General features: G+C 46.7%; 2 protein-coding genes. One reads left to right on the forward strand and one right to left on the reverse strand.

Features of this window, described 5'->3' with window-relative positions; genetic code table 11:
- A partial coding sequence (locus tag A3750_RS18355; RefSeq protein WP_156498717.1) for an FAD-binding oxidoreductase occupies positions 1 to 557 on the reverse strand: 557 nt, incomplete at its 3' end.
- Between the two features lie 97 nt (positions 558 to 654).
- Between A3750_RS18355 and A3750_RS18360 the strand changes: the two genes are divergently transcribed.
- A partial coding sequence (locus A3750_RS18360) for a helix-turn-helix domain-containing protein (RefSeq protein WP_156498718.1) occupies positions 655 to 878 on the forward strand: 224 nt, incomplete at its 3' end.

Raw genomic sequence — 878 nt, forward strand, 5'->3', positions numbered from 1 at the left:
CTACCCATATCAATAAGGCCACCAATGTACTGGTCTGAGCCGACGACCTGATGCATTTCGTCTTTGCTAATGAGACGAGTTTTGTGCGGGTAGTTAATCGAGTCGAGCCACTCTTTGTCTTCAATAAAATCTTTGAGGTGTCGAGGTTTAGTGGCAAGGTCGCAATAGCCCCATTTAAGATCGCAATCGATTGCGTATTTCTCAACTCGCTGCTTCACAATATCGACTGCTTCAAAGCCCATGTCATCAATCGCTTTGATGCCCTCGGTGCCGATTTGATTCTTGAATTGATCTAGGCCGTGACCAATGCCGCGGATTAACTGCCCGCCATTGCGTCCTGAGGCGCCCCATCCAATGCGATACGCTTCGACCAAAATGACATTGATACCGCGCTCTCTCAATTCCAAAGCAGTGCTTGCGCCACTGAAACCGCCCCCGATAATACAAACCTGAGTAGAAAGCGCCCCCTTTGCTTGTGGGAAGCCCTCTTTGTCAGTCAGACTTGCTTCATAATAAGAGGGTGGATAGGTACGGGAGTGTGTGGAAGGGTTGAGCATGACTAATACCTTAAATACAGAATCAACTGTTTGATATATTAAGCGAGCGTGTGGGATAATGCACGACCATAAACCATAATTAAGCACGGAAGTAGCTATGGATGTAGGTCAGAGATTGCGCGAAGTGCGCAAAAAAACAGGCATATCTCAAAGAGAGCTTGCGAAAAGAGCCGGGGTTACAAACTCCACCATTTCCATGATTGAAAAGAACAGTGTTAGCCCAAGTGTAAGTTCACTTAAAAAAGTGCTGTCTGGCCTCCCTATGTCTCTGATGGAGTTTTTCGACTCGGAAGATTCTGCAAAAGTAGAGACGCCTGTTGT

This window comes from Oleiphilus sp. HI0079 (assembly GCF_001635105.1).